Below are 24,477 nucleotides of genomic sequence, written 5' to 3' on the forward strand. Positions count from 1 at the left end.
GCGGATGGCAAGGCGTGTTGGCCTAGTTCTTGCGTTTTTGCTGTGCGTAGGTCTGCTGCAGGACCACCATGGTGTTCGGCTTGCGCCCATAGGCCAGCGCCGTGACGCGATACACCACGAAGGGCTTGAGGTTCAGCGGCAGCAGGTTGTGCGGGCCGCCCATGATGAGGCTGGAATTCTTGTTGTCCTGGTAGGGAAGAACCTCCATCCAGTACCAGCCTCCCCGATTGGCGCTGCCTGTGTCCGTCAGGATGGGGTTGGCGGGCTGGGAACTGGAGCCTTTCGCTGCGCCCGTGTACTGGCCATAGCGCGCACCAACCGTACTGGCCGTCATCTGTGCCAACGTGGGCCCCTGAGATTCGTCCGAGTTGTTCCAGAAATCCTGCTTGCCCGTGCGCTTGGCGCAAAGGCCATTGCGGCATCGGGTGGGCTGTGCTTCCAGTTGGCCCAGCAAAGGAGTGACGTCCTGTGCCTCCAGAGGGATCTTGTCTGCGGTCGTCTTGCGGCAGACATCGCCGCTGCCACTGCATTCCGCGCCGTTGGACTGTTCGCCGCGTATATCCAACTCGGCATCCTGCAGCAGTGCCTGGGCGGCCTCATAGGCGCGCTGGTAATCGGCATCGTTGCCGACCACCATCTCATTGAACAGCGAGGTGCGGGTGGCCCACAATGCCAGGAGCATAGAGAGCATGACGAACACGAGGACGACGAACAGCGCCACGCCACGCTGCCGGCGGTCCTTTGAATAGAGTTGCATGCGCAGGTGCATGGAGGAGTTGGCAAAAAGGGTCACAGCACGGTCCCCACCAGCCCTTGGCTGCGGAGCTGGTAGACACTGCGGAACGTCAGGTGCATGCGTCGGGTCCGAGGGGCGGCCAGCGTCGTCATGTCGACGGCCGCACCGTTGCAGTTCACATAGGTGCTTCCGGCGGGCATGTCCACGGGCTCGTTGCCATAGATCTCCAGGCATACCTCTACCGCTTGCACCTTGCCCCAGTTGTCCACGTTCGTGGCAGTCACATACTGGATCTTGGGTTTGCCCAAGGTCGTGTTGTCCTGCAACGAGTAGCGAACCTGGAAGCTGGCGACGTTCTGCGCCAGGGTCTGAGGGGTTGACCCATTACCCTGACATTGGAGTTGGCTGCCACTGAGCTGGAACACACTTTCCACGCGCTGATCGGTGCTGGCATTGGCAGGGCCTCCCAGGCAATTGCGCGCCAGCGATTGCTCGTCGGCACTGCTGTAGACAGGCTCCTTGTAGCGGCGATAGCCCACCGCGAGTGTGGTCGGGCTGGCTGTGCCCAGAATGGCATTGGTGACCGGATCGAAGGTATTTCCCTTGTTCACTGACTCCGCCTTGGTCTCGAATGCCACCGGAGCGGCGGAACTGTTGGCCGCGATCGCGCTGGTCGGGTTGAGGTTGAGATACAGAGAGCCGGACTGGCGCAGCTGTAGGCCGATGACGCGTAAGGCGTAGGCGGCCTGCTGCTGCAGGCCGCTGGCATCGCTCACTGTGCCGGAGACACCGCGCGACACCATCAGTGCCGCCATGGACACAGCCACGACCAGCAGGCCTATAGCAATGCCCACCATCAATTCAATCAGGGTGACGCCGCGTTGCGCCATGGCGCGCCGAGGGCTTGCAAGCGCGGGCTTAGCACTTAGTGCGCCGGGCCGCGGGGTTTTAAAGAATTGGATTCGTGTGGCCATGGTTAGGCTCCCGGGCAGTAGAACTGGACTGGATTGCCTAGAGGTTGGTAAGGCGCGCAGCGGGCTGCGATGGGGATGTATTGCAGATGGCAGGTGAATCCATCCGGGCAGGTGGCAGCTGTGCCTGCCCCGGAACTGAGGGTGCCGTCGGCTGCCCGCACCTGGGTGGCGTCTATGTTGTCCTTGTAGGTTTTCTTGTCGGCTGCGTTGGCAATGTCCCGCTCGTTTTCACGCCAGCCGACCATAACGCCCAGTTGCCGACGATTCGTGGCGGAAGTATCTGCTGGTGCAATGAACACATTGGCCCGGCCCAGCGGAAGTGTGTCTCTGACGGACTGCTTCCATGAGCCTATGTCGTAGGTGGACAGCAGATCCTGAGTACACGCAGTGTTGCGGCAGTCACCGGGCGAAGGGCTGCTGGAGAAGTCGGAAACGTAGGCGTCAAGACTGGCCAATGCGTTGGGGTTGACCCTCATCCGCTCGCTCAGGTCTTCTATCAGACGAATGGCCTGCGCGCGGCGTAGGGTGGTTTGCGTATCGGTCAGCGTACGCATCTGTGTGCCTAGAATGCCAAGAATGCCCAGGGCAGCCACCACGATGGCCACCAGGGACTCGACCAAAGTGATGCCACCCTGTCGGCGGTGCGGGGTTGGCCGGGTGTGTTTCGGCTGGTGCATGGGATGGTCTCGGGTTGAATTCAGGGACATGCTTCGCTGCCCTTTGCCTGAACGATTCGTCCGCCCATGCCTGCACACAGGCGGATCGCGCTGTTGTCGCTGACATCTTTGCCTTTGGGGACGATGACGAACTCCATGGCCATGGCCGTGGCGTCTGCGCCACCGCTAGTCAGCATGCCCCAGCGGTCCACGGCAATGCTGCCCGTGAGGTTGGTCAGATTGACTTCTACGCGGTTGGGCGCAGAGCTTTGCTGTACCACGGTGCCGCCGCTGGTTACTACACGCCAGCCGCAGTCCCAGGAGGTGTTGCCGACGGTGCTGGTGCAACCATTGCCGCTGGCTAGTTTGTCGATGAGGACGTTGCCGCCGCGCTTGATGGCCTCAGAACGCGCAAGGTAGATCGTTGCTTGCAGGTCCTCAACCACTCCGCGCGCGCGCCAGCGTTCAATGATCAAGGTGAAGCTGGGCACAGCAAGCGCTGTGAGTATGGCCAGGATGGCTACCACCACCATCAGTTCCAGGGTGGTGAACCCTCTGGAGCCCTGTTTGGGAGACCTGGTTCGTGGTGGCCGTCGTGGAGACAATGCATGCATACCCGGATGCTAGGCATTGTGTCCAGAGGCAGGCGAAGGAGCCGGATGAATGGATGCAACCTCGGGATGAGTGGCTGGCGGAACTGCGGGTAGTTCCCGCATCACGAGGGTGCATGGGGCCCGTTGATCGCAATGGACCCTGGGTGATTGCCTGGGAAACAGGGCTGGTATGCGCAGGGTTATCTGCCCCAGCATTCAGCGGCTGTGGTGCTGGAGGCCACATTCGCACCACTGCGCTCTCCGGTATGGGTCAGCGTGAAATCGCCACATCGGTCACCGAACTGGGAGCCGCGGCGTGTGGCGATCAGGGTGTAGGTGTCGTCGTCGTGGCCGCTGGTTGACAGGAAGTCGATGGTGTAGCGCTTGCTGGAGTCGTGGGCCCAGGTCAGATCTGCTGGCAACTCGGTGGGGTAGGTGCCGTTGGCGGTGGCGGCGCGCTCCAGCCATTGCTGGGCCTGGAGCAGGCCGGCGCGGGCGTCGGCGCGGTGGACTGCGCGGATGTACTCGTTGTAGCTGGGGACGGCGACCGTGCCGAGGATGACGATGACGGCCACGACGATCATGAGTTCGATGAGCGTGAATCCTGGGGATCGAGGGCAGCGCATGTGGTGCCTCATTTCATTTGGCGCCAGCTGGGGCGCAGGGATTGCTCCGGCATGCGGGCGAGTACATTGCGGCGGCCTTCGGCGTCGTAGCCGATGGCGTGATGGCCCTTGTGGAGCAAGGCCTGGGATCCCCTGGCGACGCTTGCGCGCGAGACCTCCTCATCTGCCGTGCCGTAGACCCCATCGCCGTTGCTGTCCATCAACGGAACGCCGGGTCGCTTGCCATCCATGATGTTCATGAATGTCAGGAATTGGCGCTCCTCGCTCGCATTGCAGGCGTCGGGCGGGCTTGCGTTTTCGCCGGGGCGCCTGGGGGATCCGGCAGGTATCTGGCTGTAGATCGCGAGGATGTTGCTGCCGTCGTAGAAGCCCATTGGCTTGAGCAGGCGCTCGCCCGGCAGGGGCAGGTCCATGTACCAGCCTTTGTGCCGTGTCCAGTCGAGGTCGGTCGTGGAGTCAACGCGCCAGAAGCCTTGGCCGGCCGCCCCTGCCGGCTGATGGTTCACCGAGCGCCTGGCCAGTTCTCCGATGCCTGAAACGGGTGCCGCTCGCTGTCCGTCAGGCTGCCTGCAGTCCGAATCCTTGCCATCGAGGCAAGCTTGCACTCTGCCGTCCGCGAGCAGCCTGTAGCGGGTGCTGTCGAGGATGGAATAGATGCTCTGGACCGCTGTGTTGCCAGAATCCTGCCGCGTGATGTGGCGTCCGGTACCGAATGCCACCAGCATGCCGCCTGCCGTCAAGCGCTCGCGCCCTTCTTTGGCATTTTTGCTGGCCCTGCGCCGGTCATTGGCGCGTACGGAAGGAGGGGCGGTGATGGCTTGACGCAGGTTGCGAGTGGCCGATGGAGAATTGCCACCCCAGGCTGTGTACAGCGGCCGGCCGTCGAAGGCCACGCCCCAGCGGGAGGAGGCACCGCTGGCGATGAGGAATTTCCACAGATTGCCCTGGATGTCACCTGCGTAGACCACATCGGGCCGGCCGTCTCCATTGATGTCCACGAAGCGCGGGGCGGAGAGTCCGTTGCGGGTGGTCTCGGGGGTGGTGCCGGTTGGGGTATTGCCCGTGGCAACGAGGCGCAACAGCTCCTGGTTGCCATCGAGATACTGGATCAGCAACACGGGCCGCTGGTTGGTGCTGTGGTAGCCGTTGCCCGTCACCAGTGCCCAGCGGTGGTTGTTCAACTGCGTGATCTGAGTGCTGCGTTGCGGGTTGGCATCGTCCAGCACGGGCGCCGCCAAAATATGGCCCAGGTCCTTGTTTTCCTGGCAAGTGGCGCGCTGGCGCATGTCATCCAGGCTGGTGCAGTCGCCGGGATCGCTGTTGCGTGTCTGGGTTCGGTCAAGCAGGACCAGCGAGCTGGCACCGGACTCGCTGAAAGCCTCCGGATGGGTGATGTCCAGCACGAAGTAGCCCTTGGCTCCGGCGCCCGCCATGCCAGCCAGCACAGTGCGCCACTGCGAGGACGCAACGCTGCCCGAGGGGATGTCGCCGCTCATGGCGGAGCCGTCCACAAAGTAGCGATGCCGGGCGTCGTAGTCGGGGTCGGAAAGTCTTGCCAGTCCGGAGATCACGCCTCGTGGGATGTAGGCGATCTTTTCCCTGCCGTCGGTGGCCGAAAAGCCATGCAGCATGCCGTCATTGCCGCCTGCATAGATCATGGGCTGGCGGTTCTGCTGGGCGAGGGTATAGGCGGCATAGCCCGGCAGGGGCCAGTTGTCCACGGGATGGCCGGCATGCCAGATCTGGGAGTTGACGATGTCGCCCTGGCGCGAGCTGCGCTGGCGAAAAGGACGGGTGGGGCCAACGCGCGGCGGTTGTCCCGGCGCTTCCATGCGGCGGTCGCCGCGTATGAAGTTGAGCCTGTGCTTGCCCAGGTTGTCTGCTCTTCCTTCGACATCGATGCCCAGGGAGGCTTTCTGCCGGTGGTCGAGTTCATTCCACTTGAAGGACACGCCTCTTTGCAGTCTGTCGCTCCAGGTCAGGATCAGACGGTCATTGATTGCCTGTTCGTCGCTGAGTGCATCCAGGTGGCCGGCCGTGGTTTTGCCTTGCCAGCCGGCTGTTGCGGTGAGGCTGCCATCGGCCTGGACGGTTTCTGCGCTGATCCAGCCGCTCCAGGCCGCTTTTGCGCTGTAGCGGGCGCTGAATATGTCCACGCCGGCCCGCGTAATCACGCTGCCGCTGGAGGCCATGGAGCTGCTGCGGCCCTTGGCATCTGCCTGTTGTCCGACCGGGCAGTCTTCAATGGGCGCGGCGAATTCGGTGCCATCTGCCTGAACCCTGGCAACTGGAGTGTCTGCCTCCGAGACCTGCTGGACCTGGATGGGTGCCGGCAGGCCAGGCTTTATCGTGACCTTGACTCGGGGCCCAAGCGACGACTGAATCATGTCCATTGCCTGGCTGTTTTGCGCGGCCAGGACTGCAGCGGCCATGGCTGCGGCTGTCGGCGCTGGCAGCAGGATGCGCCGGAGCCAGGGATGGCAGAGGTGGGGCATGTCAGGTGTCCTGAGTCAGTCGCGGCGTTTCTGCCGGGCGTAGGTCTGCTGCATCACCACCTGGGTGTTGCTCTTGCGGCCATGGGCAATGGCCGTGATGCGATAGATCACCTGGGGCTGCATGTAAAGGGCCAGTCGGGGTGATCCGTTGGCGATGACGCCCGAGTTCCCTGCGTTGACGTCATAGGGCAGGATCTCTATCCAGTACCAGCCTCCCTTTCCTGCCTCACGATTTGCCAGGATGGAGTCGCTCTTTCCGCCAGCGATGGCGCCCGTGAACTGGCCGTAGCGTGCGCCGACGTCAGCGGCAGTCATCTGGCCCAGCGTGATCCCTTGGCCTTCGTCCGCGTTGTTCCAGAAGTCCTGAGGTCCCGTGCGCTTGGGGCACAGGCCATCGCGGCATCCAGTGGGTGTGGCCTCAGCGAGGCTGGCCAGCAGCAGGCCGACTTCCCCGGTTTCCCGGGGGAACTGTGCGATGCCTGCACCGCTGCGGCAGACGGATGGCTGGCTGCTGCTGGCGGCGCAGGCGGCGCCGCTGGCCTGTTCGCCCCGAATATCCAGTTCGGCATCCTGCAGCAAGGCCTGTGCAGCCTCCAGGGCACGCTGGTAGTCGGCATCGTTGCCCACGAACATTTCGTTGAACAGTGCGCTGCGCGACGCCCACAGGGCGAGCAGCATGGACAGCATGACCAGGACCACCACGATGAACAGGGCGATGCCTTTTTGGCGCTGCGCTGCGCAGGTGTGGGCATGTCGCATGCCTGCAGCCTTGTGCGTCATCCCGCCAACCCCTGGCTGCGCAACTGGTACACGCTGCGAAAGACCATGTGCAGGCGCCGCGTCCTGGGCGCAGGCAGCGTGGCCATGTGGATGGATTCGGCCGTACCGTCGCTGTCGGCGCAGTCGGTATAGCTGCTGTTGGCGGGCATGTCGATGGCCTCGTTGCCGAAGAGCACCAGGCAGACCTCGGCGCCGACGACGCGAGGCCAGTCCTGGCCTACGGCGGCTGCGTTGACATACTGGATGCGGGCGGCGCCCCCCGGCGCCTGGATCAGGTAGCGCACCTGGAAGTTGGCGACGTTCCTGGCGAGGGGCTGGGCACCCGCGGAGGGCGCTCCGGCGCAGCGCAGGGTGTTTTTACTGGCGTCCAGGACAAAGCGGCTCAGGATGAGGCTGTCGCTGTTGGTCTGTCCCAGGCAATTGCGCTGCAGTGAGGTCTCGATGGCCGATGTGTGCAGCGGCTGCGTGTAATTGCTGTAGCCCACGGCGAGCTTGTATTGGGAGCGCCCGGGTGCATCGAGGCCCTGGATGGTGTCGTGCGCGGGGTTGAAGTCCAGTGCGCCCACCTCGAATGCAACGGGGTCTGCCACGTCAATGGCTTCTGTTGCCTTCTTGTGTGATGCAAGAAGCAGCCGCAGGGACCCCGCCTGCCGGATCTGCCGGCCCATGACGCGGAAGAGATGGGAAGCCTGCTGTTGCAACTGACTGGCATCGCTGATGGTGGCGGACACGGCGCGTGACGCCATGAGTGCGCCCATGGCCACGCCGATGATCAGCAGTCCCAGGAAAAGTCCGACCAGCAGTTCGACGAGGCTCAGCCCGCGTTGACGCGGTCTGGCCGCAATGGCGGTGGCGATGCGATGGGGTTTCATGGGCCTGCGCAGAAGAACTGGACTGCGTTGTTTGCAAGGTAGGGAGCACAGCGAGCGCTGAGTGGGATGTATTGCAGGTGGCAGGTTCTGCCTGCAGGACAGGCCATGGCCTGGTCTCCGTGCATGAGATCGCCATCGCCATCAAGCCCGATGGGGTCCTTGTAGTCGGCCTTGCCGGACTTTTCGTTCTCGCGCCAACTGATCATGATCCCCAGCTGGCGCCCGTTGCCGGCGCTGGCGGCTGCCTCGTTTCCTGCGAGGAAGACCTTGGCGGCCCCGCCTGGCAGCAGTTGGCGAACGGATGCCTTCCATCGTGCGAGGTGGTAGCTGGCCATTGCGTCCGGGCCGCATGCGGCGGCACTGCAGTCGGCGACGGATTCGGGGGCGTGATTCCAGTCGGAAACGTAGCGGCCGATCTGTCCGAGGGAGTTGGGGTTGGCGTGCGTGCGCTCGCTGAGGTCCTCGATCAGCCGGATGGCCTGGGCGCGGCGCACGCCGCTTTGGTTGTCGGCCAGGGTGCGCATCTGCAGTCCCAGGATTCCCAGAACACCCAGGGCCGTGATGACGGTGGCGACCAGGGTTTCGATCAGGGTAAAGCCATTGGGATGCCGATTGCGGGTACGTGTCAGGCGCATGGAATACCCTCCTGGCCGACCACCCGGATGCGTCCGCCGGACGAGACGCAAATGCCTTGGGTTGCGGCGGAAGTGATTCCGGCCGGAGATGGCGCAATGGCGAAACCCATGGCGGTGAGTCCGCCCAACTGACCCCAGCGGTCCACACTGATGATGGAGGCAGACCGGGAGCGGGTGACGAGGGTGCGGGCGGGCGTGTCGAAGCGCTGCAGCTCCTCCTTGGGATCCCAGTGCCTGTTGCCATTGCGGTCGACGAACACCACCCAGCCGCAGCCCCAGTCGGCGTGCTGCGCCGCCAGGGTGCAGCCCTTGGTGCCTTGGGGCAGTTTCTGGATGAAAACGCCGCCACCGCGACGCACGGCTTCGGAGCGCGCGTACTGCAGCGTCGATTGCAGGGCCTCGACGGTCTGGCGAACACGCCAGCGCTCGATGATGAGGTTGAAGCTGGGAGCTGCCAGCGTGGTGAGCACGGCGAGGATGGCGACGACCACCATCAACTCGATGGCAGTGAAGCCTTTGGCGCCCGGGCGAGCCTGAGGCCTGGTCGATGACATCTCTTGAATCCCTCCCCGTCGATTGGCTTGCGCAACGCTGGTTGTTGCTGCTTGTTTCGTGCGCCGCTCAATCTATTGGGGTTGTTCGTGCATGTCTTTCAGACCAATCTGTTTCTTTGGTCAAAAAATAGGAGTTGTGCAGTGAATGGGGCTGAATTCAGGCGTGCAGAGGTGCGAAAAAATCCAATGATGGCAAGGCTTTGCCGGATTTTTGGGTATTCGAGGCCGGCCTAGGACTGTTTCTGGGAGCGTGTCAGCGCTGGCGCCTGCCCGGCGGCTGCCCGGTGTATCCGGCGCATGCTCCGGCGTTGTTCCTGCCCTGGCATTCGCGGTAAAGCCGCTTGTCGCGTTGCTCGGGCGACTCGTCGGAGCTGCTGCGCTGCGTCGGCACCCGGACCCGCTGCCCGCCCTTTTTGCGCTTGTAGCCTTGCGCAGCCGATGCGTCGGCGCGGTGGGACGCAGCCTGGGCAGGCAGGGCCAGGCCCAGGGCCGCGACCAGGCAGAGCAGGGCGCATTGCCGCCGCTGCGCTTGTCGGGTCGATGGAATGAATGAAAAACGCACTGCCATGGCGTGGCCCTCCCTTGGTGTATGGAATGCCTGCGCACCACATATCCGTGCTTCGTGACGGCATGCCTGTGGCGCGGGCTTTGCGGGATTCTGGGCGGGCAGCAGGCCGAAGTGGTAAAGGGCCGCAAATCAGGTGTGGATGCCGGTCCGGGCGTGCTTGTTATAATCCCAGGGTTTTGCATGGTGCAAGACGCACGTCGGGGCCTTTCCAGTCCCGGCGCAAGTAACCAAGGCTGCCTCCTTGCTTTTGTCTTTGAGGCGCCAATTTCCAAGGAAAAAAAATGATCGCATCTTCCGTGAAGGCTGAAGTCGTCAAGTCCAACGCACGCTCTGCCAACGACACTGGTAGCCCAGAAGTGCAAGTGGCCCTGCTGACCGCACGCATCAACGAGCTGACCCCTCACTTCAAGCAACACGCCAAGGACCACCACGGTCGTCGTGGCCTGCTGCGCATGGTGAGCCGCCGTCGCAAGCTGCTGGACTACCTCAAGTCCAAGGACGCTGATCGCTACACCGCACTGATCGCCAAGCTGGGCCTGCGCAAGTAAGCACGGTGGGAGATCGAAACGCCTGAGTTAGCCTGTCTAGCTCAGGCGTTTTTTACTTCGGAGAAAGCAAGACAGAGCGAAGCTGTGTCATTCCATTGCTGCGGATTTGATAGCAAGAAATCCAGCAATGGAATGGCATCGTGTTCTGAATTGCTCTCCATCATGGCCGGATGAGTGCATCTGGCCAACATTCCCTAGGAGCAACAATGTCCATCTTCAACAAAGTCACCAAGACCTTCCAGTGGGGCCAGCACACGGTCACCATGGAAACCGGCGAGATCGCCCGCCAGGCTTCCGGCGCCGTGCTGGTCAACATCGATGACACCGTGGTGCTGGCCACCGTGGTGGCGTCCAAGCAGGCCAAGTCCGGCCAGGACTTCTTCCCGCTGACCGTCGATTACATCGAGAAGACCTACGCCGCAGGCAAGATCCCCGGCAGCTTCTTCAAGCGCGAAGCCAAGCCCAGCGAACTCGAAACCCTGACCAGCCGCCTGATCGACCGTCCGATCCGCCCGCTGTTCCCCGAAGGTTTCTACAACGACGTGCATGTGGTTATCCACACCGTGTCGCTGAACCCCGAAGTCGATGCCGACATCGCCGCCCTGATCGCCACGTCGGCCGCCCTGTCCGTGTCGGGCATTCCGTTCAACGGTCCCATCGGTGCCGCCCGCGTGGGCTGCATCAATGGCGAGTACGTGCTCAACCCCGGCCAGACCCAGCGCAAGGATTCGCAGATGGATCTGGTCGTGGCCGGTACTGAAGCTGCCGTGCTGATGGTGGAGTCCGAGGCGCAGCAACTGCCTGAAGACGTGATGCTGGGCGCCGTGGTCTTCGGCCACGAGCAAGGCCGCATCGCCATTGACGCCATCCATGAACTGGTGCGCGAAGCCGGCAAGCCCGTCTGGGACTGGGTCGCTCCCGCCAAGGATGAAGAGCTGATCGCCAAGGTGGCCGCACTGGGTGACGAAGCCCTGCGCGCGGCCTACCAGATCCGCAACAAGCAAAGCCGCACGCAGGCCTGCCGCGAAGCCTACGCCGCCGTGAAGGCCGGCCTGACGGCCCAGGGCGTGGAGTTCGACGGCGTCAAGGTCGAAGGCATGCTGTTCGACATCGAGGCACGCATCGTTCGCAGCCAGATCCTGGCCGGCGAGCCGCGCATCGACGGCCGCGACACGCGCACCGTGCGCCCCATCGAAATCCGCAACTCCGTGCTGCCCCGCACGCACGGCTCGGCCCTGTTCACGCGTGGCGAGACGCAGGCCCTGGTCGTGTCCACGCTGGGTACCGAGCGCGACGCGCAGCGCATCGACGCGCTGGCCGGCGAGTTCGAGGACCGCTTCCTGTTTCACTACAACATGCCTCCCTTTGCCACTGGCGAAGTGGGCCGCATGGGCTCGACCAAGCGCCGCGAAATCGGCCACGGCCGTCTGGCCAAGCGCGCCCTGGCGGCCTGCCTGCCCAGCAAGGAAGAGTTCCCCTACACCATTCGCGTGGTGTCGGAAATCACCGAGTCCAACGGCTCCTCGTCCATGGCCTCGGTCTGCGGCGGCTGCCTGTCGATGATGGATGCGGGCGTTCCGATGAAGGCCCACGTGGCCGGCATCGCCATGGGCCTGATCAAGGAAGACAACCGCTTCGCCGTGCTGACCGACATCCTGGGTGACGAAGATCACCTGGGCGACATGGACTTCAAGGTGGCCGGCACCACCAGCGGCATCACCGCGCTGCAGATGGACATCAAGATCCAGGGCATCACCAAGGAAATCATGCAGGTCGCCCTGGCCCAGGCCAAGGAAGCGCGCATGCACATCCTGGGCAAGATGCAGGAAGCCATGGGCGAAGCCAAGGCCGAGATCTCGTCCTTCGCTCCCAAGCTGTACACGATGAAGATCAACCCCGAGAAGATCCGTGACGTGATCGGCAAGGGCGGCTCCACCATCCGTGCACTGACCGAAGAGACCGGCACGCAGATCGACATCGGCGAAGACGGCACCATCACCATCGCCTCCAGCGATGCCGCCAAGGCCGACGAAGCCAAGCGCCGCATCGAAGAGATCACGGCCGAGGTCGAAATCGGCAAGATCTACGAAGGCCCGGTCACCAAGATCCTGGACTTCGGTGCTCTCGTGAACCTGCTGCCCGGCAAGGACGGTCTGCTGCACATCAGCCAGATTGCCCACGAGCGCGTGGAGCGCGTCGCCGACTACCTGCAGGAAGGCCAGATCATCAAGGTCAAGGTCATGGAGACCGACGAAAAGGGTCGTGTCAAGCTGTCGCTGAAGGCGTTGACCGAGCGTCCTGCCGGCATGGAGCGCAGCGAGCGCCCCGCGCCTGCCGAGCGTGAGTTCCGCCAGCCGCGTGAGCCCCGCCAGCAACGCGAGTACCGCGAGCCGCGTGAACCTCGCGAGCCCCGTGACGGCGGCCGTCCGGCTGCCGAGGGCGAGCAGCAACAGCAACAGCAGCAGTAATGCCCGGCAAGGCCGTTCCCCAAAAAGGGGGGTGGCCTTGCAGGTGCATGCGGTGACTGGAAAAAGCGCTGACCTGTTCAGCGCTTGTGGCATTTTTGACAGGGATTGCGAGTTCGAAAAATGGAAAAGCAAATCATGCGTGCCGTGGAACTCACGGACTTTGGTGGTCCCGATGTCTTGCGCCTGGGCGAGCGTCCGCTGCCCGTGGCCGGCGCGCAGGAGTTGCTGATCCAGGTCTCGGCCAGCGGTGTCAATCGCCCTGATGTGTTGCAGCGCAAGGGGCACTACGCCCCGCCGCCCGGTGCCTCGGATCTGCCCGGGCTGGAAGTGGCCGGGGTGATCGTGTCGGGTGACGACGACGCCATGCGGCTGGCAGGCCTGCGCGTGGGCGACCGCGTGTGCGCGCTGCTGGCCGGTGGTGGCTATGCGGAGTACTGCGTTGCGCCAGTGGCCCAGTGCCTGCCCATCCCGGCGGGGCTCAGCGAGGTGGAGGCTTCGGCATTGCCCGAAACCTTCTTCACCGTCTGGAGCAATGTGTTCGATCGCGGCGCCTTGCAGGCGGGCGAAACCCTGCTGGTGCAGGGCGGCAGCAGCGGCATTGGCGTGACGGCCATCCAGTTGGCCAAGGCGCGTGGCGCCACGGTCATCGTGACGGCTGGCTCCGATGCCAAATGCGCCGACTGCCTGAAGCTGGGCGCCGACCATGCCATCAACTACCGTACCCAGGACTTTGCCGCGGAGGTGCAGCGCATCACCGACGGCAAGGGCGTGGACGTGATCCTGGACATGGTGGCGGGCAGCTATGTGGCGCGCGAAGTGCAGAGCCTGGCCGAGGATGGCCGTCTGGTCATCATTGCGGTGCAGGGCGGCATCAAGGCGGAGTTCGATGCGGGCCTGGTCCTGCGCCGTCGCCTGCTGGTGACGGGCTCCACGCTGCGTCCGCGTCCTGTCGCCTTCAAGGCGGCCATCGCCCAGGCGCTGCGGCGCGAGGTCTGGCCGCTCATCGAGGCAGGCGGTATCCGCCCTGTGATTCACAGCACCTTTGCTGCCGCTGATGCCGACAAGGCGCACGCGCTGATGGAGTCGAGTCAGCACACCGGCAAAATCGTTTTGACGTGGTAACCATGAAGAAGAAACTCATCGTCGGCAACTGGAAGATGAATGGCAGCCTGGCTGCCAATGCCGTGTTGCTCAAGGCCCTCAAGCAGGGGCTGCCCGAAGGTGGAAATGCGGGTGTGGCGGTGGCCGTGCCGGCCGCCTATCTGGCCCAGGCCCAGGCCGAGCTTGCAGGGTCGTCCATTGGCGTGGCTGCGCAGGATGTGTCGCAGCATGACTCGGGCGCCTACACGGGAGAGCTTTCGGCTGCCATGCTCCAGGATTTTGACGTGCGCTACACCTTGGTGGGGCACTCGGAGCGTCGCCAATACCATGGTGAAACCGATGCCGTGGTGGCCTTGAAGGCGCAGGCTGCGCTGGCCAAGGGCGTCACGCCCATCGTCTGTGTGGGCGAAACGCTGGCAGAGCGCGAGGCGGGGCAGACCGAGGAAGTCGTCAAGCGCCAGCTGGCAGCCGTGATCCATCAGGTGGGGCAGTGCATCAGTGAGCTGGTCGTGGCCTACGAGCCTGTCTGGGCCATCGGCACCGGCAGGACCGCAACACCCGAGCAGGCGCAGCAGGTGCATGCCGTGCTGCGCGCCCAGCTGGCGGCTGCCAGCCGGCAGGCTGACCGCATCCCCTTGCTCTACGGCGGCAGCATGAATGCCTCCAATGCAGCCCAGCTTCTGGCCCAGGCCGACATTGACGGTGGTCTTGTGGGCGGGGCGTCGCTCAAGGCGCCGGATTTCCTGACCATCATCGCTGCGGCCCAGTGAGCCGGAGCAGTTTCTCCATTCGCTTTTTTAGCTCTCGCGTTACTAGCAGGTACAACCAATGAATGCATTCGCAAGCGTGATCCTCGCCGTCCAGATGCTGTCGGCACTCGGCATGATCGGCCTGATCCTGATCCAGCACGGAAAGGGCGCCGACATGGGTGCCTCGTTCGGCAGCGGCAGCTCCGGCAGCCTGTTCGGTGCCTCGGGCAGCGCGAACTTTCTGTCGCGCTCCACGGCAGGCCTGGCCACGGTGTTCTTCGTGACCACGCTGGCGCTGGCCTATCTGAGCAATGCGCGTCCCGTCAGCTCGGGCAGCGTGCTGGAAGGCGCGGCCCCCATCACGGCACCGGCTCCCGCCGTCCCTGGCGCTGCTGGCGAAGTGCCTGCTCCTGCGGCAGGTCAGGCGCCTGCTGCCGGTGCTGAAGGTGCGGCCCAGATCCCCACGAAATAATTTCGAACAAAGCCCTCGGTCCTCCTGGTCCGAGGGTTTTTCAGAGTAGAATCTAGAGATTGTTCGGTAGGCGGAATCTTTGCAACGAAGATAAAGAGCCAGCCGAAATCGAGACGTAGCCGTCGTGGTGAAATTGGTAGACACGCTATCTTGAGGGGGTAGTGGCGAAAGCTGTGCGAGTTCGAGTCTCGCCGACGGCACCAAGATATAACTAAGAGCCTGCCCTGCTGATCAGGCTGATCGGTGCGGGCATGCCTTTCAAGGTAGCCGCACACGATGAACATCGACCAGTATCTTCCCGTTCTCTTGTTCATTCTCGTCGGCATGGGTGTCGGCGTAGTCCCCCTGGTACTGGGGTATGTGCTGGGTCCGAACCGGCCCGATGCCGCCAAGAACTCTCCCTACGAATGTGGCTTCGAGGCCTTCGAAGACGCGCGCATGAAATTCGATGTGCGCTACTACCTCGTCGCCATCCTGTTCATCCTATTTGATTTGGAAATCGCCTTTCTGCTGCCCTGGGCCGTTGCGCTTCGGGACGTGGGTGGGGCTGGTTTCGCCGCTGTCCTGATTTTCCTGACCGTTCTCGTCGTGGGCTTTGTCTACGAATGGAAGAAGGGTGCGTTGGACTGGGATTGATGCGGGTTCACTAAGGAAACACGATGATCGAAGGCGTGATGAAGGAAGGCTTCATCACCACGAGTTACGACTCGGTGGTGAATTGGGCCAAGACGGGCTCGCTGTGGCCCATGACATTTGGTCTGGCCTGCTGCGCGGTCGAGATGATGCACGCTGCGGCGGCGCGTTACGACATTGGCCGCTTTGGCTCGGAAGTCTTCCGTGCCAGCCCCCGCCAGTCGGACCTGATGATTGTGGCCGGCACCCTGTGCAACAAGATGGCGCCCGCCATGCGCAAGGTCTATGACCAGATGTCGGAGCCCCGCTGGGTCATCTCCATGGGCTCGTGCGCCAATGGCGGCGGCTACTACCACTACAGCTATTCCGTGGTGCGTGGCTGCGACCGCATCGTGCCGGTCGATGTCTATGTGCCTGGCTGCCCCCCCACGGCGGAAGCCCTGATCTACGGCATCATCCAGCTGCAGCAGAAGATCCGCCGCACCCATACCATCGCTCGCGTCTAAGGGCTAGATGATGACTGCTATTGCGATTCACCCCGAAGTGCTTCGGGATGTGGTGGCTGCTGCCTTGGGCGACAAGGCGCGCAGCGTGACCGTGGCCCTGGGCGAGGTGACGGTCGAAGTGTCCGCTGCCAACTATCTGGAGGCCATGCAGGTTCTGCACAGCGCCCCGGATTGCCGGTTCGAGGTCCTGGTGGACCTGTGTGGCGTGGACTATTCCACCTATGCGGAAGTCGGCCGCGAAGGGCCGCGCTTTGCCGTGGTGTCCCACCTGCTGTCGATCAGCCTGAACCAGCGCCTGCGCGTTCGCGTCTTCTGTACCGACGACGATTTTCCGGTGGTGGCTTCGGTCACTCCCATCTGGGCCGGCGCCAACTGGTTCGAGCGCGAGGCGTTCGACCTGTTCGGCATCGTCTTCGATGGCCATGACGACCTGCGCCGCATCCTGACCGACTACGGCTTCATCGGCCATCCCTTCCGCAAGGACTTCCCGCTGTCGGGCCATGTGGAGATGCGCTATGACCCCGAACAGCAGCGCGTGGTGTACCAGCCGGTCACCATCGAGCCCCGCGAGATCACGCCGCGGATCATCCGCGAAGACAACTACGGGGGCCTGCACTGAAGGCGCTGCAGGCGCCTTTTTGATGGACGACCATGGCTGAAATCAAGAACTATTCCCTGAACTTTGGTCCGCAGCACCCGGCAGCGCACGGCGTGCTGCGCCTGGTGCTGGAGCTCGACGGTGAAGTGGTGCAGCGTGCAGACCCGCACATCGGTCTGCTGCACCGCGCGACGGAAAAACTGGCAGAGAGCAAGACCTACATCCAGTCGCTGCCCTATATGGACCGGCTGGACTACGTGTCCATGATGTGCAACGAGCACGCCTACTGCCTGGCCATCGAGAAGCTGCTGGGCATCGAAGTGCCCATTCGCGCCCAGTACATCCGCGTGATGTATTCGGAGATCACCCGCATCATGAATCACCTGATGTGGCTGGGCTCCAGCGGCAACGATGCAGGCAGCTCCACGACGCTGATCTATACCTTCCGTGAGCGCGAAGACCTCATGGACATGTACGAGGCGGTCTCCGGCGCGCGCATGCACGCGGCCTATTTCCGTCCGGGCGGCGTCTACCGCGACCTGCCTGACACCATGCCGCAGTACAAGGCCAGCAAGGTGCGCAATGCGCGCTCGGTCGAGGTCATGAACCGCAACCGCCAGGGCTCGCTGCTGGACTTCATCGACGACTTCACGCAGCGCTTCCCCAAGTGCGCCGACGAGTACGAGACCCTGCTGACCGACAACCGCATCTGGAAGCAGCGCAACGTGGACATCGGCGTGGTGACGGCCGAGCGTGCCATGAACCTGGGCCTGACCGGCCCCATGCTGCGTGCCTCCGGCGTGGCCTGGGACATGCGCAAGTCGCAGCCCTACGAGGTCTATGACCGCATGGACTTCGACGTGCCCGTGGGCAAGACCGGCGACTGCTACGACCGCTACCTGGTGCGCGTGGCCGAAATGCGCCAGTCCAACCGCATCATCAAGCAGTGCGTGGACTGGCTGCGTGCCAACCCGGGCCCGGTGATCGTGGACAACCACAAGATCGCCCCGCCGCCGCGCGAAGGCATGAAGTCCAACATGGAAGAGCTGATCCACCACTTCAAGCTCTTCACCGAAGGTTTCCGCGTGCCCGAAGGCGAGGCTTACGCGGCCATCGAACACCCCAAGGGGGAGTTCGGCATCTACATCGTGAGCGACGGGGCCAACAAGCCCTACCGCCTGAAGATCCGTCCGCCGGGATTCGCCAATCTGTCCGCCATGGACGAACTGTGCCGAGGCCACATGCTGGCCGACGCCGTGATGGTGCTGAGTACCCTGGACATCGTGTTTGGAGACGTTGACCGATGATTACCGAAGCGACCAAGGAGCGCTTTGCGCGCGAGGTGGCCAAGTACCCGGCCGACCAGAAGCAGTCGGCCGTGATGGCCTGCCTGTCCATCGTGCAGCAGGAGCAGGGCTGGGTCAGTCCCGAGAGCGAGGCCGTGATCGCCGAGTTCCTGGGCATGGCCGAGATCGCGGTGCACGAAGTCACCACGTTCTACAACATGTACAACCAGCGGCCGGTGGGCAAGTTCAAGCTGAACGTCTGCACCAACCTGCCCTGCCAGCTGCGCGACGGCTACAAGGCGCTGCACCATCTGGAATCCCGCCTGGGCATCAAGATGGGCGAGACCACGCCCGACGGCATGTTCACGCTGCAGCAGTCCGAGTGCCTGGGTGCCTGCGCGGATTCGCCGGTGATGCTGGTGAACGACCGCTGCATGTGCAGCTTCATGAGCAACGAAAAGCTCGACGAACTGATCGACGGCCTGCGCGCCGCGGAGGGCAAGGCATGAACGCCGCCGCACAATCGGTCCTGGCCAGGTTTGCCGCCTCGGGCAGCGAGACCTGCTTCCACGACCGCCACATCAATCCCCAGATCTATGCCGATCTGACCGGCGCCAACTGGTCCATCAAGGACTACGAGGCACGCGGCGGCTACCAGGCGCTGCGCAAGATCCTGGGCAAGGACGGCAGCGAAGGCCTGACGCAGGACCAGGTGATCGCCACCGTCAAGGAGTCGGGGCTGCGCGGCCGCGGCGGCGCAGGTTTCCCCACGGGCCTGAAGTGGAGCTTCATGCCCCGCCAGTTCCCGGGCCAGAAGCACCTGGTGTGCAACTCGGACGAAGGCGAGCCGGGCACCTGCAAGGACCGGGACATCCTGGTGCACAACCCCCACATCGTGATCGAGGGCATGATCATCGCGGCCTACGCGATGGGCATCTCCCTGGGCTACAACTACATCCACGGCGAAATCTTCGAGGCCTATGAGCGCTTCGAGGCCGCGCTGGAGGAAGCCCGCGCTGCCGGCTACCTGGGCGACAACATCATGGGCAGCAGCTTCAGCTTCCAGCTGCACGCGCACCATGGCTTCGGCGCCTACATCTGCGGCGAAGAGACTGCGCTGCTGGAGTCGCTGGAAGGCAAGAAGGGCCAGCCGCGCTTCAAGCCGCCGTTCCCGGCCAGCTTCGGCCTGTACGGCAAGCCCACCACCATCAACAACACCGAAACCTTTGCGGCCGTTCCCTGGATCATCCGCAACGGCGGTGCTGCGTACCTGGAGTGCGGCAAGCCCAACAATGGCGGCACCAAGATCTTCTCGGTCAGCGGCGACGTCAACCTGCCCGGCAACTACGAAGTGCCGCTGGGCACGCCCTTCAGCAAGCTGCTGGAGCTGGCCGGTGGCGTGCGCACGGGCCGCAAGCTCAAGGCCGTGATCCCCGGCGGATCGTCCTCGCCCGTGCTGCCGGCCGACATCATCATGGAATGCACGATGGACTACGACTCCATCGCCAAGGCCGGCTCCATGCTGGGCTCGGGCGCCGTGATCGTGATGGACGACTCGCGCGACATGGTCGAGAGCCTGCTGCGCCTGTCCTACTTCTACCAGCACGAGTCCTGCGGCCAGTGCACTCCCTGCCGCGAAGGCACGGGCTGGCTGTGGCGCGTGGTCAACCGAATCGAGCACGGCGAAGGCCGTCCTGAAGACATCGAGCTGTTGGACTCGGTGTCCGTGAACATCATGGGGCGCACGATCTGTGCGCTGGGCGATGCGGCAGCGATGCCGGTGCGCGCCATGATCAAGCACTTCCGCCACGAGTTTGAAGCGAAGATCCAGAACGCTTCCAAGCAGACGGTCCACGCCGCCTGATCGCGAGAAAAGCATATGGTTGAAATTGAACTGGACGGAAAGAAGGTGGAGGTCGCCGAGGGCTGCATGGTCATGCATGCAGCCGAGAAGGCAGGCACCTACATCCCGCATTTCTGCTACCACAAGAAACTTTCCATCGCCGCCAACTGCCGCATGTGCCTGGTGGACGTGGAAAAGGCCCCCAAGCCCATGCCCGCCTGCGCCACGCCCGTGACGCAGGGCATGATCGTGCGCACCAAGAGCGAGAAGGCGATCAAGGCACAGCAATCGGTGATGGAGTTCCTGCTCATCAATCACCCGCTGGACTGCCCGATCTGCGACCAGGGCGGCGAATGCCAGCTGCAGGATCTGGCCGTGGGCTACGGCAGCTCCGCCTCGCGCTACGAGGAAGAAAAGCGCGTGGTCTTCCACAAGGACGTGGGCCCGCTGATCTCCATGCAGGAGATGAGCCGCTGCATCCACTGCACCCGCTGCGTGCGCTTCGGGCAGGAAGTGTCCGGCGTGATGGAGCTGGGCATGATCAACCGCGGCGAGCACTCCGAGATCACCACGGTGGTGGGCGATACGGTGGACTCCGAGCTGTCGGGCAACATGATCGACATCTGCCCCGTGGGCGCGCTGACCAGCAAGCCCTTCCGCTACAGCGCCCGCACCTGGGAGCTGTCGCGCCGCAAGTCGGTCTCGCCCCATGACTCCACGGGTGCCAACCTCATCGTCCAGGTCAAGAACCACAAGGTCCTGCGCGTCGTGCCCTTCGAGAACGAAGAGGTCAACGAGTGCTGGATCGCCGACCGCGACCGCTTCTCCTACGAAGCCCTGAACAGTGACGAACGCCTGACCCGCCCCATGCTCAAGCAGGGCGGCGAGTGGAAGGAAGTCGACTGGCAGACGGCCCTCGAATACGTGGCCAACGGCCTGCGCCAGATCAAGAACGACCATGGCGCCTCCGCCATCGGCGCGCTGGTCAGCCCGCACAGCACGCTGGAAGAGCTGTTCCTGGCAGGCAAGCTGGTGCGCGGCCTGGGCAGCGAGAACATCGACCATCGCCTGCGCAACGCCGAGTTCACCGCCGCCCAGGGCGTGCAGTGGCTGGGCACGCCCATCGCCTCGCTTTCCAAGCTGCAAGGCGTCCTGGTGCTCGGCTCCAACCTGCGCAAGGACCATCCGCTGTTCGCGCAGCGCATCCGCCAGGCGGCCAAGCAGGGCTGCACCGTGCTCGCCATCAATGAGCGTGTCTACGACTGGGCCATGCCGGTGACGGCGTCCATCGTGGCAGCCCCGGACTGGGCCCAGGCGCTGGCCGATGTGGCCGCCGCCGTGGCGCAGGAAAAAGGTGTTGCCGCTCCCGTGGCCGCCGCCGACGTGCATGCCGAGGCCCAGGCCATTGCCACCGCGCTGCTGCGCGGCGAGCGCAAGGCCATCTTGCTGGGCAATGCCGCTGCGCACCACGCACAGGCATCGACCCTGCTGTCGCTGGCCAACTGGATTGCCGAGCAGACCGGCGCCTCGGTCGGCTACCTGACCGAAGCCGCCAACACGGTGGGCGCGCAGTGGGTGGGCGCACAGCCTGCCGCTTCGGGCCTGAACGCAGGCCAGATGCTGGCCGGCGGCCTCAAGGCCGTGCTGCTGCTGAACAACGAACCCGTGTTCGACTCCGCTGCCGGCGCCCGCGCCGCAGAGGCACTGGGCAAGGCCGAGATGGTCGTGACCCTGAGCCCGTTCAAGGCCAACATGGAATTCAGCGACGTGCTGCTGCCCATCGCCCCGTTCACGGAAACCTCGGGCAGCTTCGTCAACGCCGAAGGCCGCCTGCAGAGCTTCCATGCCGTGGTCAAGCCGCTGGCCGAAGCCCGTCCGGGCTGGAAGGTGCTGCGCGTTCTGGCCAACCTGCTGGGCGTGCAGGGCGTGGACTACGAGACGTCGCAGGATGTGCTCGCAGCCGCCACCGCCGGCGCCACCAGCGTGCCGGCCAACCTGCTGGGCAATGGTGCGCCTGCCGTGAATTCCATCGCCAACGGCGCCGGCCATGCCGCGCCCGTGGTGGCCAGCATTTATCAGCTCGACAGCATCGTGCGCCGCGCGACGTCGCTGCAACTGACGGCAGATGCACGTCAGGCTCGTGAGGGAGGCGCCGCATGATTGACGCACTCAAGACGGCCGGTGCCGGCCTGATCGCCGCCCCCTGGTGGACCGACGTGGCCTGGCCCGTGCTCTGGATCCTGCTGGGCATCGTCGCCATCGTCGCCCCGCTGATGGGCGCCGTGGCCTACCTGACGCTGTGGGAGCGCAAGCTGCTGGGCTTCATGCAGGTTCGCATGGGTCCCAACCGCGTGGGTCCCTTCGGCCTGCTGCAGCCCCTGGCCGACGGCCTGAAGCTGCTGACCAAGGAACTGATACAGCCCACGGCCGCCGCCAAGGGCCTGTTCTACGTGGGTCCCGTGATGGCCATCATGCCCGCCCTGGCGGCATGGGTGGCGATCCCCTTCGGCCCCGAAGTGGCGCTGGCCAACGTCAACGCCGGCCTGCTGCTGATCATGGCCATCACGTCCATTGAAGTCTATGGCGTGATCATTGCCGGCTGGGCCTCCAACTCCAAGTACGCCTTCCTGGGCGCGCTGCGCGCCTCGGCGCAGATGGTCAGCTACGAGATCGCGCTGGGCTTCTGCTTCCTGGTGGTGATCATGGTCACGGGCAGCATGAATCTGACGCAGATCGTGCTGAGCCAGGGCCAGGGCCAGTTCGCCAGCATGGGTGCCAGCGTTCTGTCGTGGAACTGGCTGCCGCTGCTGCCGATCTTCGTGGTGTACCTGATCTCGGCCGTGGCCGAGACCAACCGCCACCCCTTCGACGTGGTCGAAGGCGAAGCCGAAATCGTGGCCGGCCACATGGTCGAGTACTCGGGCATGGGCTTTGCCATCTTCTTCCTGGCCGAGTACGCCAGCATGTGGCTGGTGTCCATCCTGGCCGTGATCATGTTCCTGGGCGGCTGGCTGCCTCCGTTCGACTTCCTGTCGTTCATCCCCGGATGGATCTGGCTGGCGGCGAAGACTTTCCTGGTCGTGTCCATGTTCATCTGGATCCGTGCCACCTTCCCGCGCTTTCGCTATGACCAGATCATGCGTCTGGGCTGGAAGATCTTCATTCCCGTCACCCTGGTGTGGCTGGTCATCGTGGGTGGCTGGATGCACTCGCCTTGGAACATCTGGAACTGAGCGGAGCAAGAATGTCTGCGGTTGCTGCTACCCCATTTTCGATCAAAGATTTCTTCAAGAGCTTCATGCTCTGGGAACTGGCCAAGGGCATGGCCCTGACTGGCCGCTACACCTTCCGCCGCAAGGTCACGGTGCAGTTCCCCGAAGAAAAGACACCTCTGTCGCCGCGTTTTCGCGGACTGCACGCCCTGCGCCGTTATGACAACGGCGAAGAGCGCTGCATCGCCTGCAAGCTGTGCGAAGCGGTCTGCCCGGCCATGGCCATCACCATCGAGTCCGATGTGCGTGACGACGGCTCGCGCCGCACCACGCGCTACGACATCGACCTGACCAAGTGCATCTTCTGCGGCTTCTGCGAGGAAAGCTGCCCGGTGGATTCCATCGTCGAGACGCATATCTTCGAATACCACGGAGAAAAGCGCGGCGACCTGTACTTCACCAAGGACATGCTGCTGGCCGTTGGCGATCGCTACGAACCCGAGATTGCCGCCGCCAAGGCTGCGGACGCCAAGTACCGCTGAAGCGGCTCCTTGATCACTTGAAAAGATTCGATCCATGGACGCCAAAACTGGTTTCTTCTATCTGTTCTCGGTCGTGCTGCTGTTTGCAGCCTTCCGGGTCGTCACGGCGCGCAACCCCGTGCACGCCGTGCTCAACCTGATCCTGGCCTTCTCGCAGGCTGCCGGCATCTGGCTTTTGCTCAAGGCCGAGTTCCTGGGCGTGACCCTGGTGCTGGTCTACCTGGGCGCCGTGATGGTGCTGTTCCTGTTCGTGGTGATGATGCTGGACATCCGCATCGACGCCGTGCGCCAGGGCTTCTGGAAGCATTTCCCCTTCGCTGCCCTGATCGGCGCACTGATTGCCTTTGAAATGGGCATGGTGCTGATGGGCGGCTTCAGCGGCGTCGAGGAGCCCAAGGCCATTGCGGCCACGGTCAACGCTGCCGGCCAGACCGTGCAGTACTCCAACACCCAGGCCCTGGGCAAGCTGCTGTACACCGAATACCTGTACCCCGTCGAGATCGCTGCCGTGATCCTGCTGGTGGCGATGATCGCCGCCATCGCCCTGACCCTGCGCAAGCGCAAGGACAGCAAGGCAGTGAACCCGGCCCAGCAGATCCGCGTGCGCGCAAAGGATCGCCTCGAGCTGGTCAAGGTGCCGGTCACCCAGGCGCCGCAGGCACCGGCCGCCGAGGCAACCCCCGCCGTGGAGACAAAAGCATGACGCTGACTTTGGGCCATTACTTGACGCTGGGCGCCATGCTGTTCGCGCTCTCCGTCGTTGGCATTTTTCTGAACCGCAAGAACCTGATCGTGCTGCTGATGGCCATCGAGCTGATGCTCCTGGCCGTCAACATGAACTTCGTGGCCTTCTCCAGCTATCTGGGTGACATGCACGGACAGGTGTTCGTGTTCTTCATCCTGACAGTGGCAGCGGCCGAGTCGGCCATCGGTCTGGCGATCCTGGTGCTTCTGTTCCGCAACAAGACCAGCATCAATGCGGAAGATCTCAACTCCCTCAAGGGTTGAGTCCGCCGTAACTTGCAAGGTT

The 24,477-nt window shown here is 63.8% G+C and carries 27 protein-coding genes and 1 tRNA gene; 17 read left to right on the forward strand and 11 right to left on the reverse strand.

The genetic code is table 11. From position 1 onward, the window contains the following. Positions 1–22 precede the first annotated feature (22 nt). From PO605_RS12020 to PO605_RS12070, 11 genes are all read right to left on the reverse strand, one after another. Positions 23–769, reverse strand: coding sequence for a pilus assembly PilX family protein (locus PO605_RS12020; protein WP_034363848.1), 747 nt, complete (start codon positions 767–769; stop codon positions 23–25). Between the two features lie 20 nt (positions 770–789). Beyond that, a complete protein-coding gene (locus PO605_RS12025) occupies positions 790–1,710 on the reverse strand; it encodes a PilW family protein (protein ID WP_016451205.1) in 921 nt (306 codons plus the stop codon). Positions 1,711–1,712: 2 nt separating this feature from the next. Continuing rightward, positions 1,713–2,387 carry a type IV pilus modification protein PilV gene (gene pilV, locus PO605_RS12030; RefSeq protein WP_047469186.1) on the reverse strand — a complete coding sequence of 225 codons (675 nt, stop codon included), beginning with the start codon at positions 2,385–2,387 and terminating at the stop codon, positions 1,713–1,715. A gap of 20 nt (positions 2,388–2,407) precedes the next feature. Further along, positions 2,408–2,980: a GspH/FimT family pseudopilin gene (locus PO605_RS12035; RefSeq protein WP_080649845.1), complete on the reverse strand. Its 573-nt coding sequence runs from the start codon at positions 2,978–2,980 to the stop codon at positions 2,408–2,410. A gap of 179 nt (positions 2,981–3,159) precedes the next feature. Beyond that, on the reverse strand, positions 3,160–3,585 hold the full coding sequence (locus PO605_RS12040) for a type IV pilin protein (RefSeq protein ID WP_082001477.1): 426 nt from the start codon (positions 3,583–3,585) through the stop codon (positions 3,160–3,162). A gap of 8 nt (positions 3,586–3,593) precedes the next feature. Continuing rightward, the gene (locus PO605_RS12045; RefSeq protein ID WP_272206519.1) at positions 3,594–6,017 is read right to left on the reverse strand and encodes a pilus assembly protein; all 2,424 of its coding nucleotides are present in this window, start codon (positions 6,015–6,017) and stop codon (positions 3,594–3,596) included. A 78-nt stretch (positions 6,018–6,095) separates the two neighbouring features. Continuing rightward, positions 6,096–6,860, reverse strand: coding sequence for a pilus assembly PilX family protein (locus tag PO605_RS12050; protein ID WP_272206520.1), 765 nt, complete (start codon positions 6,858–6,860; stop codon positions 6,096–6,098). Then, a complete protein-coding gene (locus PO605_RS12055) occupies positions 6,857–7,732 on the reverse strand; it encodes a type IV pilus assembly protein (RefSeq protein ID WP_047469194.1) in 876 nt (291 codons plus the stop codon). The genes PO605_RS12050 and PO605_RS12055 overlap by 4 nt, the downstream gene beginning before the upstream one ends. After that, positions 7,729–8,367: a type IV pilus modification protein PilV gene (gene pilV, locus PO605_RS12060; RefSeq protein ID WP_047469196.1), complete on the reverse strand. Its 639-nt coding sequence runs from the start codon at positions 8,365–8,367 to the stop codon at positions 7,729–7,731. The genes PO605_RS12055 and pilV (PO605_RS12060) overlap by 4 nt, the downstream gene beginning before the upstream one ends. Then, positions 8,358–8,921: a GspH/FimT family pseudopilin gene (locus PO605_RS12065; RefSeq protein ID WP_082001476.1), complete on the reverse strand. Its 564-nt coding sequence runs from the start codon at positions 8,919–8,921 to the stop codon at positions 8,358–8,360. The genes pilV (PO605_RS12060) and PO605_RS12065 overlap by 10 nt, the downstream gene beginning before the upstream one ends. 253 nt (positions 8,922–9,174) lie before the next feature. Continuing rightward, on the reverse strand, positions 9,175–9,489 hold the full coding sequence (locus PO605_RS12070) for a hypothetical protein (protein WP_047469201.1): 315 nt from the start codon (positions 9,487–9,489) through the stop codon (positions 9,175–9,177). Positions 9,490–9,770: 281 nt separating this feature from the next. On the opposite strand from PO605_RS12070, the gene rpsO reads away from it, so the two are divergent. The 17 genes from rpsO to nuoK all read left to right on the forward strand — a co-directional run bounded on the left by rpsO (position 9,771) and on the right by nuoK (position 24,455). After that, positions 9,771–10,037 carry a 30S ribosomal protein S15 gene (gene rpsO / locus PO605_RS12075; RefSeq protein WP_012206984.1) on the forward strand — a complete coding sequence of 89 codons (267 nt, stop codon included), beginning with the start codon at positions 9,771–9,773 and terminating at the stop codon, positions 10,035–10,037. Between the two features lie 206 nt (positions 10,038–10,243). After that, positions 10,244–12,505 carry a polyribonucleotide nucleotidyltransferase gene (pnp, locus tag PO605_RS12080; protein ID WP_272206521.1) on the forward strand — a complete coding sequence of 754 codons (2,262 nt, stop codon included), beginning with the start codon at positions 10,244–10,246 and terminating at the stop codon, positions 12,503–12,505. Between the two features lie 120 nt (positions 12,506–12,625). Next, positions 12,626–13,627 carry an NAD(P)H-quinone oxidoreductase gene (locus PO605_RS12085; protein WP_017404093.1) on the forward strand — a complete coding sequence of 334 codons (1,002 nt, stop codon included), beginning with the start codon at positions 12,626–12,628 and terminating at the stop codon, positions 13,625–13,627. Positions 13,628–13,629: 2 nt separating this feature from the next. Next, positions 13,630–14,376: a triose-phosphate isomerase gene (tpiA, locus tag PO605_RS12090; protein ID WP_017404094.1), complete on the forward strand. Its 747-nt coding sequence runs from the start codon at positions 13,630–13,632 to the stop codon at positions 14,374–14,376. Positions 14,377–14,434: 58 nt separating this feature from the next. Next, on the forward strand, positions 14,435–14,827 hold the full coding sequence (secG, locus tag PO605_RS12095) for a preprotein translocase subunit SecG (protein WP_016447712.1): 393 nt from the start codon (positions 14,435–14,437) through the stop codon (positions 14,825–14,827). 118 nt (positions 14,828–14,945) lie between these two features. Further along, positions 14,946–15,030: transfer RNA gene (locus PO605_RS12100), tRNA-Leu, on the forward strand. A gap of 73 nt (positions 15,031–15,103) precedes the next feature. After that, positions 15,104–15,463 carry an NADH-quinone oxidoreductase subunit A gene (locus tag PO605_RS12105; protein ID WP_012206979.1) on the forward strand — a complete coding sequence of 120 codons (360 nt, stop codon included), beginning with the start codon at positions 15,104–15,106 and terminating at the stop codon, positions 15,461–15,463. Between the two features lie 23 nt (positions 15,464–15,486). Continuing rightward, on the forward strand, positions 15,487–15,966 hold the full coding sequence (locus tag PO605_RS12110; RefSeq protein ID WP_012206978.1) for a NuoB/complex I 20 kDa subunit family protein: 480 nt from the start codon (positions 15,487–15,489) through the stop codon (positions 15,964–15,966). Between the two features lie 10 nt (positions 15,967–15,976). Next, the gene (locus PO605_RS12115; protein ID WP_026062051.1) at positions 15,977–16,585 is read left to right on the forward strand and encodes an NADH-quinone oxidoreductase subunit C; all 609 of its coding nucleotides are present in this window, start codon (positions 15,977–15,979) and stop codon (positions 16,583–16,585) included. A gap of 32 nt (positions 16,586–16,617) precedes the next feature. Next, a complete protein-coding gene (locus PO605_RS12120; RefSeq protein ID WP_016447710.1) occupies positions 16,618–17,871 on the forward strand; it encodes an NADH-quinone oxidoreductase subunit D in 1,254 nt (417 codons plus the stop codon). Then, positions 17,868–18,359, forward strand: coding sequence for an NADH-quinone oxidoreductase subunit NuoE (gene nuoE, locus PO605_RS12125; RefSeq protein ID WP_016447709.1), 492 nt, complete (start codon positions 17,868–17,870; stop codon positions 18,357–18,359). Before PO605_RS12120 ends, nuoE begins: the two co-directional genes overlap by 4 nt. Continuing rightward, positions 18,356–19,714, forward strand: coding sequence for an NADH-quinone oxidoreductase subunit NuoF (gene nuoF, locus PO605_RS12130; RefSeq protein ID WP_016447708.1), 1,359 nt, complete (start codon positions 18,356–18,358; stop codon positions 19,712–19,714). The genes nuoE and nuoF overlap by 4 nt, the downstream gene beginning before the upstream one ends. A gap of 15 nt (positions 19,715–19,729) precedes the next feature. Then, positions 19,730–21,853, forward strand: a complete 2,124-nt coding sequence (gene nuoG / locus PO605_RS12135; RefSeq protein WP_016447707.1) for an NADH-quinone oxidoreductase subunit NuoG — start codon at positions 19,730–19,732, stop codon at positions 21,851–21,853. Then, positions 21,850–22,926 carry an NADH-quinone oxidoreductase subunit NuoH gene (nuoH, locus tag PO605_RS12140; RefSeq protein WP_016447706.1) on the forward strand — a complete coding sequence of 359 codons (1,077 nt, stop codon included), beginning with the start codon at positions 21,850–21,852 and terminating at the stop codon, positions 22,924–22,926. The genes nuoG and nuoH overlap by 4 nt, the downstream gene beginning before the upstream one ends. 11 nt (positions 22,927–22,937) lie before the next feature. Next, positions 22,938–23,447 (forward strand): NADH-quinone oxidoreductase subunit NuoI, encoded by a 510-nt coding sequence (nuoI, locus tag PO605_RS12145; protein ID WP_016447705.1) that lies wholly within the window; start codon positions 22,938–22,940, stop codon positions 23,445–23,447. A 34-nt stretch (positions 23,448–23,481) separates the two neighbouring features. After that, a complete protein-coding gene (locus PO605_RS12150; RefSeq protein WP_012206970.1) occupies positions 23,482–24,150 on the forward strand; it encodes an NADH-quinone oxidoreductase subunit J in 669 nt (222 codons plus the stop codon). Then, complete coding sequence (gene nuoK, locus PO605_RS12155) at positions 24,147–24,455, forward strand: NADH-quinone oxidoreductase subunit NuoK (RefSeq protein WP_016447704.1); 309 nt, start codon at positions 24,147–24,149, stop codon at positions 24,453–24,455. Before PO605_RS12150 ends, nuoK begins: the two co-directional genes overlap by 4 nt. Positions 24,456–24,477: the final 22 nt, after the last annotated feature.

It is taken from the genome of Delftia sp. DT-2, assembly GCF_028401915.1.
GTDB classification, from domain to species: Bacteria; Pseudomonadota; Gammaproteobacteria; order Burkholderiales; family Burkholderiaceae_C; genus Comamonas; species Comamonas tsuruhatensis.

What these genes read in the sequence shown, in the direction of transcription:
- nuoG (WP_016447707.1), top strand. Translation starts at nt 19,730, where the DNA reads ATGGTTGAAATTGAACTGGACGGAAAGAAGGTGGAGGTCGCCGAGGGC.
- PO605_RS12035 (WP_080649845.1), bottom strand. Translation starts at nt 2,980, where the DNA reads ATGCATGCATTGTCTCCACGACGGCCACCACGAACCAGGTCTCCCAAA.
- pilV (WP_047469186.1), bottom strand. Translation starts at nt 2,387, where the DNA reads ATGCACCAGCCGAAACACACCCGGCCAACCCCGCACCGCCGACAGGGT.
- nuoH (WP_016447706.1), top strand. Translation starts at nt 21,850, where the DNA reads ATGATTGACGCACTCAAGACGGCCGGTGCCGGCCTGATCGCCGCCCCC.
- PO605_RS12055 (WP_047469194.1), bottom strand. Translation starts at nt 7,732, where the DNA reads ATGAAACCCCATCGCATCGCCACCGCCATTGCGGCCAGACCGCGTCAA.
- PO605_RS12070 (WP_047469201.1), bottom strand. Translation starts at nt 9,489, where the DNA reads ATGGCAGTGCGTTTTTCATTCATTCCATCGACCCGACAAGCGCAGCGG.
- pilV (WP_047469196.1), bottom strand. Translation starts at nt 8,367, where the DNA reads ATGCGCCTGACACGTACCCGCAATCGGCATCCCAATGGCTTTACCCTG.
- PO605_RS12150 (WP_012206970.1), top strand. Translation starts at nt 23,482, where the DNA reads ATGGACGCCAAAACTGGTTTCTTCTATCTGTTCTCGGTCGTGCTGCTG.
- PO605_RS12050 (WP_272206520.1), bottom strand. Translation starts at nt 6,860, where the DNA reads ATGACGCACAAGGCTGCAGGCATGCGACATGCCCACACCTGCGCAGCG.
- PO605_RS12085 (WP_017404093.1), top strand. Translation starts at nt 12,626, where the DNA reads ATGGAAAAGCAAATCATGCGTGCCGTGGAACTCACGGACTTTGGTGGT.
- PO605_RS12065 (WP_082001476.1), bottom strand. Translation starts at nt 8,921, where the DNA reads ATGTCATCGACCAGGCCTCAGGCTCGCCCGGGCGCCAAAGGCTTCACT.
- PO605_RS12045 (WP_272206519.1), bottom strand. Translation starts at nt 6,017, where the DNA reads ATGGCCGCTGCAGTCCTGGCCGCGCAAAACAGCCAGGCAATGGACATG.
- PO605_RS12110 (WP_012206978.1), top strand. Translation starts at nt 15,487, where the DNA reads ATGATCGAAGGCGTGATGAAGGAAGGCTTCATCACCACGAGTTACGAC.
- PO605_RS12040 (WP_082001477.1), bottom strand. Translation starts at nt 3,585, where the DNA reads ATGCGCTGCCCTCGATCCCCAGGATTCACGCTCATCGAACTCATGATC.
- tpiA (WP_017404094.1), top strand. Translation starts at nt 13,630, where the DNA reads ATGAAGAAGAAACTCATCGTCGGCAACTGGAAGATGAATGGCAGCCTG.
- nuoF (WP_016447708.1), top strand. Translation starts at nt 18,356, where the DNA reads ATGAACGCCGCCGCACAATCGGTCCTGGCCAGGTTTGCCGCCTCGGGC.
- secG (WP_016447712.1), top strand. Translation starts at nt 14,435, where the DNA reads ATGAATGCATTCGCAAGCGTGATCCTCGCCGTCCAGATGCTGTCGGCA.
- PO605_RS12020 (WP_034363848.1), bottom strand. Translation starts at nt 769, where the DNA reads ATGCACCTGCGCATGCAACTCTATTCAAAGGACCGCCGGCAGCGTGGC.
- nuoI (WP_016447705.1), top strand. Translation starts at nt 22,938, where the DNA reads ATGTCTGCGGTTGCTGCTACCCCATTTTCGATCAAAGATTTCTTCAAG.
- PO605_RS12025 (WP_016451205.1), bottom strand. Translation starts at nt 1,710, where the DNA reads ATGGCCACACGAATCCAATTCTTTAAAACCCCGCGGCCCGGCGCACTA.
- nuoK (WP_016447704.1), top strand. Translation starts at nt 24,147, where the DNA reads ATGACGCTGACTTTGGGCCATTACTTGACGCTGGGCGCCATGCTGTTC.
- PO605_RS12120 (WP_016447710.1), top strand. Translation starts at nt 16,618, where the DNA reads ATGGCTGAAATCAAGAACTATTCCCTGAACTTTGGTCCGCAGCACCCG.
- rpsO (WP_012206984.1), top strand. Translation starts at nt 9,771, where the DNA reads ATGATCGCATCTTCCGTGAAGGCTGAAGTCGTCAAGTCCAACGCACGC.
- nuoE (WP_016447709.1), top strand. Translation starts at nt 17,868, where the DNA reads ATGATTACCGAAGCGACCAAGGAGCGCTTTGCGCGCGAGGTGGCCAAG.
- PO605_RS12105 (WP_012206979.1), top strand. Translation starts at nt 15,104, where the DNA reads ATGAACATCGACCAGTATCTTCCCGTTCTCTTGTTCATTCTCGTCGGC.
- PO605_RS12115 (WP_026062051.1), top strand. Translation starts at nt 15,977, where the DNA reads ATGACTGCTATTGCGATTCACCCCGAAGTGCTTCGGGATGTGGTGGCT.
- pnp (WP_272206521.1), top strand. Translation starts at nt 10,244, where the DNA reads ATGTCCATCTTCAACAAAGTCACCAAGACCTTCCAGTGGGGCCAGCAC.